Origin of the sequence: Bacillus lumedeiriae (assembly GCF_044891285.1) — a bacterium.
In the GTDB taxonomy this organism is placed as follows: Bacteria; Bacillota; Bacilli; order Bacillales; family Domibacillaceae; genus Pseudobacillus; species Pseudobacillus lumedeiriae.
The window spans coordinates 1-933 of the sequence record NZ_JAUIYO010000043.1; the positions used below are offsets into that span (position 1 = coordinate 1).

Annotated in this window: 1 protein-coding gene; it reads left to right on the plus strand. The window is 50.5% G+C overall.

Features of this window, described 5'->3' with window-relative positions; all coding sequences use genetic code 11:
- The coding region (locus tag QYG89_RS17005) for a saccharopine dehydrogenase family protein (protein WP_404319411.1) at positions 1-933 on the plus strand (933 nt) is incomplete at both ends.

The following is a 933-nucleotide window of genomic DNA, read 5'->3' on the forward strand; positions in this document are numbered from 1 at the left end:
CCCTTACCAGGATTTGACGATCATGGACGCTTGCCTCGCGACCAAAACACATTACATGGATACGGCGAACTACGAGCCGGAAGATACGGCAAAATTCGAATATAAATGGCAATGGGAATACCGCGAGCGCTTTGAAAAAGCCGGCATCACGGCACTTTTGGGCAGCGGGTTCGACCCGGGCGTTACCGGCGTATTCTCCGCTTATGCGCTGAAGCACTATTTTGACGAAATCGAATATATCGACATTCTGGATTGCAACGGCGGCGATCACGGCTATCCGTTCGCAACCAACTTCAACCCGGAAATCAACATCCGTGAAGTGTCCGCCAACGGACGCTACTGGGAAAACGGGCAATGGATCGAAACAAAGCCGATGGAAATCAAGCGCGAGTACAACTTCGCCGAAGTCGGCCAAAAAGATATGTACCTGCTGTACCATGAAGAACTCGAATCCCTTGCACAAAATATCCCTGGACTGAAGCGCATCCGCTTCTTCATGACTTTCGGCCAAAGCTACCTCATGCACCTGAAGGCGCTTGAGAACGTAGGCATGACTTCCATCGAGCCGATCGAATACGAAGGAAAGCAAATTATTCCGCTTCAATTCTTGAAGGCCGTGCTTCCGGATCCGGCATCCCTTGGACCTCGTACCGTGGGCAAAACGAACATCGGCTGCATTTTCAAAGGCAAAAAAGACGGCCAAGACAAGACTTACTATTTCTACAATGACGGCGACCACCAAGAGTGCTATAGAGAAGTAGGCTCTCAGGCTATCTCTTATACGACGGGCGTTCCTGCCATGATCGGTGCGGCCATGGTCATGACCGGCAAATGGAACAAACCGGGCGTATTCAATATCGAAGAGTTCGATCCGGATCCATTCATGGAAGAGCTGAACAAATGGGGACTTCCTTGGGTAGAAGACTTCAATCC